The organism is Syntrophomonas sp. UBA1041, assembly GCF_002316705.1.
GTDB lineage: Bacteria > Bacillota > Syntrophomonadia > Syntrophomonadales > Syntrophomonadaceae > DTU019.
On sequence record NZ_DCEA01000004.1, the window covers coordinates 3,472 to 8,083 of the forward strand.

Annotated in this window: 5 protein-coding genes; all 5 read right to left on the reverse strand. The window is 50.9% G+C overall.

The window, feature by feature from the left end; all coding sequences use genetic code 11:
* Window positions 1-2,072: DEAD/DEAH box helicase (locus tag B2633_RS01170; RefSeq protein WP_483168711.1), on the reverse strand; the 2,072-nt coding region annotated here is incomplete at its 3' end.
* 128 nt (window positions 2,073-2,200) lie between these two features.
* Window positions 2,201-2,368 (reverse strand): hypothetical protein, encoded by a 168-nt coding sequence (locus B2633_RS01175; RefSeq protein WP_481042110.1) that lies wholly within the window; start codon window positions 2,366-2,368, stop codon window positions 2,201-2,203.
* 67 nt (window positions 2,369-2,435) lie between these two features.
* Window positions 2,436-2,987, reverse strand: coding sequence for an aminoacyl-tRNA hydrolase (gene pth / locus B2633_RS01180; RefSeq protein ID WP_481042108.1), 552 nt, complete (start codon window positions 2,985-2,987; stop codon window positions 2,436-2,438).
* A 99-nt stretch (window positions 2,988-3,086) separates the two neighbouring features.
* Complete coding sequence (locus B2633_RS01185) at window positions 3,087-4,040, reverse strand: ribose-phosphate diphosphokinase (protein ID WP_481042106.1); 954 nt, start codon at window positions 4,038-4,040, stop codon at window positions 3,087-3,089.
* A partial coding sequence (locus B2633_RS01190) for a DapH/DapD/GlmU-related protein (protein WP_483168712.1) occupies window positions 4,040-4,612 on the reverse strand: 573 nt, incomplete at its 5' end. The genes B2633_RS01185 and B2633_RS01190, both read right to left, overlap by 1 nt.

Consider the following 4,612-nt stretch of genomic DNA (forward strand, 5'->3'; position numbering starts at 1 on the left):
ACATCCACCATCTCTTTGAACATCTTGATTTTCTCTTTTTGCGCCACTCCAAAACGATGCTCTTCATCAACGATCAGCAGGCCCAAATCCTTATAGCCCACATCCATGGACAGCAAACGATGGGTGCCGATGACGATATCTACCAGGCCCTTTTTAACATCAGCAATTACCCGCTTCTGCTCGGCTGAGGTTTTAAACCGGCTCAACACTTCGATTTCAGCGGGGAAGCTGCGAAATCGCTCTTTAAATGTATTATAATGCTGTTCTGCCAATACAGTGGTGGGCACTAAGACTGCAACCTGCTTGCCGTCCATTATCGCCTTAAAAGCAGCCCGCATGGCCACTTCAGTCTTACCATAGCCTACATCGCCGCATATCAGGCGGTCCATCGGCCGCGGGCTTTCCATGTCGCGTTTTACATCTTGTATGGCCCGGATTTGATCCGGGGTTTCCTGGTAGTTGAAGTCGTCTTCAAATTGCTGCTGCCAGGGGGTGTCTTTGGAAAAAGCGTAACCCTCCCGGGCCTGGCGGCTGGCATACAAAACCAGGAGTTTTTCCGCCATTTCCTGGATAGACTGCGCCACCCGGGCTTTGGTGCGCTCCCATTCTGTGCCGCCCAATTTGCTGAGCCGGGGATTTTTATCTTCGGGAGCATTATATTTATACAAAACGTCCAGTTTTTCCACCGGCAAATATAACCGGTCGGTTCCTGCATACTGGAGCAGGATATACTCCCGGGTCACGCCGTGCTGCTCCACCTGGGTGATTCCCCGAAAGATTCCAATCCCGTAATGTTCATGTACGATATAGTCCCCGGTGGTCAGTTCTTCTAACAATATCCTTTCCTGATTGCTTTGGCTCTTGCGGGCGGCCTGGCGCGTTTTGACCCGGCCCCAGATATCCCGCTCCGTCAGCAATACCACCTTAAAATCCGAACTGATGAATCCTTTTCCGGACGGGTTGTCTATGAACTCAGGCCGGGGCAGTTCATTATCCAGCAATAAGGCCTGCAACTTTTCCCTGGTTCTGCGGGCCCTGACTGCGTATTTAATCTCAAACCCCCGGTGATGCCATTCTTTGAGACGTGCTATCAGTTTGTCTTCATCGCTGTAAAACGGCTCCATATCCTGTTGGGCAAAATGGTGCAGCATGGCAGTGGTGACCTGGGGAATATTCCCAGGAAAAAAGGAATGATATACGGCCGGCCTGGCCTTGAGAAGTCCTTGCAAGGCATCTACACCGAGCAGCGGCAATGCTCTGACCGCCTGGGTCTGCTTATGGGCTTCCTTAATGGTTTCTCGATAACCGCGCAGGTTTTTCTGATATGACTTGATAAAATCCCGCGGTTCGTCAATAAACAGCACCGCCTGCTCAGGCAGATAGTCGAGAAGAGTGGCCTCCAGCGAGCCGCTGAGCTCATCTGCCGGGGGTATGAAAACCTGCTTTTCACGTCCCGCTGAACGCTGGCTATCAGTAGAAAAACGTCGTATTGATTCGACCATGTCGCCAAAATACTCCAGGCGATAAGGGGTTGATGCCCCCAGCGGATAAATATCAACAATTCCGCCCTTGACCGAGAAATCTCCGGGTTGGTTCACAACGGCCACCCGGCGGTAACCTATGCCGACCAGCTCTCTCAGCAGCTGATCGCGGGAATAGTCCTGGGTCTGGTTTATTTTGATGGTCTTGTTCATCATCTGTTGGGGCGGCATCATGTAATGCATAAAAGATGCGGGGGTACAGATTATAAAACCATTGCGGCGCGTGTGATAGAGGCACTCCTGCAAGGCCGACACTCTGCTCCCTTCCGCCTGGGAGTAGTTCTCTTTGAGAAATACAAAGTCACGTCCCAGGAACAGATGAATATGATCGTCTGTTGTAAAAACCCGCAGCTGCCCCCGCAAATCATAGGCTTTTTCTTCACCGGGCACCAGGCACAGACATTTCCCCGCTGCAACCTTTACCAGCTGCTGCAGAAAATAAGCTTTGCCGCTGCCGGCAAGGCCGCTTAAGACCACATTCTGCCGGGTTTGCAGGTGTTTAAAAACTTCAGTGATCAACCTGTTATCCAATCTCCGTTCCCCCATACACAAAGGTGGACGCTGTAGATAGCCTCCACTGATTATTCCAGTCTTCATACTGATATCATATTTACAATCGGTTGCCTGAAGAACCATAGATCCTAAAAATTTCAGGCTTTTCAATTATAATAATGCCGGCCGCTTCCCTGATTTTGAACCGGAACTACCCCAATTTCCTCGGCACACTCCTGGCAGAGGTCATACAACTCAACAATGCCGGTTTGGCCTTCAATTTCCGAGGTCTTGTGGATGCGGCCACAACACTCACAGGTATGATAAATCTTCAATTCTGTCAGCCCCCTGACATTATTTTTATTGATATTGTCCCCTATAGCGTCAGGTGATTATACGGGGCTAGTTGAATCGGTTCATGGCTTTGAGCAGACCTTCTTTTACCCAAGACTCCACTGCATCTGCTGCATTGTTAACTGCGGCTTCCAAATCAGGTCTTTCTTCGGGGAGAGGTGTTGATAATACCCATTCCACCACGCCATGGGGGGGACGGCCGATTCCAATGCGGATACGCGCAAAATCCTGACAGCCCAGCATCTCAATAATGGATGCGACTCCCTTGTGCCCTCCGCTGCCGCCGGTAGCCCTGATACGCAACGCGGCGGGGGGCAGATCCATATCATCATAAATCACCACCAGATCTTGCAGATCAATTTTATAAAACCGCATCAAGGGCTGAACCGCTTTGCCGCTCAGGTTCATATATGTCAAGGGCTTCAGAAGCAAGACTTTTTCCGCATTCATCCGGCAGTGGCCAACAATCGCATCAAACCGGTTTTCCTCCTTCTCGATCCGATGGCGCCGGGCCAATTCATTGACAACTTTGAAGCCCAGATTATGTCGGGTCTCACTATACCTTTTGCCCGGATTCCCCAGGCCAACCACCAATTTCATCTTCACCGCACCCCGCAACCGTAATCCATTTATTTATTATAGCTTATTTGCCCAATAAAAAACTCCGGCACAGGCCGGAGTTGGCGCGACCCGTATTTCTTATACTTCGAAAAGTTTGCTTACCGAAAGATCCTCATGTATTCTCAATATGGCTTCTCCAACCAAGGGGGCGATAGACAAGACCGTCATGTTGGGAAGTGTTTTGCCCTGAGCCAGTGGAATAGTATTGGTAACCACTATCTCCTTAAAAGGTGCAGCAGCCAGGCGTTCAATCGCGGGTCCCGAAAATACCGGATGGGTACAGCAACAGTATACTTCGCGGGCGCCTTTTTCCACCATGGCCCGGGCAGCCTCGCAAATGGTACCGGCGGTATCGATGATGTCGTCAACTATTATGACATGTTTACCATTAACATCACCGATAACATTCATTATTTCCAGCTGATTCGGGGCTGGCCGGCGTTTATCCACAATCGCCAGCGGTGCTCCCAGTTTGGCGGCCAGGTCGCGGGCACGGGTCACACCCCCTACGTCGGGGGAAACCACCACTGCCTGATCACCGAACTGCTTGCGCTTTAAGTATTCGGCGATGGTGGGAACCCCGGGGAGGTGATCAACCGGTATATCAAAGAATCCCTGAATCTGATTGGCATGCAGGTCTACTGCCACCACCCTCTGAGCACCAGCTTCTACGATCAGATTGGACACCAGTTTGGCGGTGATAGGATCTCTGGCCCGGCTTTTGCGATCCTGACGGGCATACCCATAGTAAGGAATTACAGCGTTAATGCGTGAAGCCGAGGCCCGTCTAAAGGCATCGATCATGATCAAGAGTTCCATCAAATTGTCATTAACCGGCGAACAGGTAGGTTGAACCACGAAGACATCTACACCACGCACACTCTCATCTATTTCGCATCCAATTTCACCATCACAAAATCTAGTCACCTTGGCGTCCCCAACCGGGATGCCCAGATACTTTGCGATAGCCTGCGCCAGTGCGGTGTTGGCATTGCCAGTAAACAGCTTCATACGCCATCTGGACACTTTCATTACTCTGTTACCTCCTGATCGTCTTTGGTTTTTCTGGACCAGCCCTTGATGACTCTTTGCTTGGCACGTTCCACTGCCAGGCTGTCGGGGGGAACATCCCGGGTTATGGTTGACCCTGCTCCGGTTACTGAATTCTTGCCAATCCTGATGGGTGCTACCAGGTTGGTATTACTGCCGATAAAAACACCATCTTCGAGAAAGGTCGGGGATTTGTTGGCCCCGTCGTAGTTGCAGGTGATGGTCCCGGCGCCGACATTAACACCGGTTCCCACCTGGGCATCGCCCACATAACTCAGATGTGGAATCTTACTGCCTTCCCCAACCGTAGAATTTTTTATTTCAACGAAATCGCCTACCTTAACCCCTTTGCCCAATCTGGTTCCCGGACGCAGGTAGGCAAACGGTCCAATAGTACATTGATCTCCAATATGGGAATCTATGACTCTAGCTGTCTCCATCACAACTTTGCGGCCGACAACCGTATCGCTGATTCTCACCGCCGGGCCTATATCGCATTCCGGGCCGATCACGGTATCGCCTTCAATAATGGTATTGGGACGGATGACCGTATC

What these genes read in the sequence shown, in the direction of transcription:
- pth (WP_481042108.1), bottom strand. Translation starts at nt 2,987, where the DNA reads ATGAAATTGGTGGTTGGCCTGGGGAATCCGGGCAAAAGGTATAGTGAG.
- B2633_RS01185 (WP_481042106.1), bottom strand. Translation starts at nt 4,040, where the DNA reads ATGAAAGTGTCCAGATGGCGTATGAAGCTGTTTACTGGCAATGCCAAC.